Consider the following 531-nt stretch of genomic DNA (forward strand, 5'->3'; position numbering starts at 1 on the left):
GGTAACGTTTACTCAGAAGCAATGAACTGTAGCGTTCTTGGCCCTGACGGTAAAAATGTAATCCTAGAGATGGGTTGTTATGGCATCGGTGTATCGCGTGTTGTTGCTTCTGCGATTGAACAGAACCACGACAAATACGGCATCATTTGGCCAGACGCAATTGCACCTTTCCAAGTAGCAATCGTGCCAATGAACATGCACAAATCTGAGCGCGTAAAAGAAGCAGCAGAGAAGCTATACGCGGAACTAACTGCTATGGGCATCGAAGTTCTATTTGATGACCGTAAAGAACGCCCAGGTGTAATGTTCTCTGACATCGAGTTGATCGGTATCCCTCACACTATCGTGATTGGCGATCGCAGCATGGATGAAGGTAACTTCGAATACAAAAACCGTCGTACTGGCGAGAAACCTCCAGTAGCGATGGCGGATATTGTTGAGCACGTTAAATCTCAACTTAAATAAACGCCTAAAAGGTTTCGATTAAATAAAAGGGTTGGCTGCGGTCAACCCTTTTCTATTGTCCTCAGA

At 45.2% G+C, this 531-nt stretch carries 1 protein-coding gene; it reads left to right on the top strand.

Going from position 1 to position 531, the window contains the following annotated elements:
- Nucleotides 1-465 (top strand): His/Gly/Thr/Pro-type tRNA ligase C-terminal domain-containing protein (locus R7Q48_RS30665; RefSeq protein WP_318134191.1); only part of this gene is annotated, 465 nt, incomplete at its 5' end.
- Between the last annotated feature and the right edge of the window lie 66 nt (nt 466-531).

The organism is Vibrio sp. 378 (assembly GCF_033339435.1).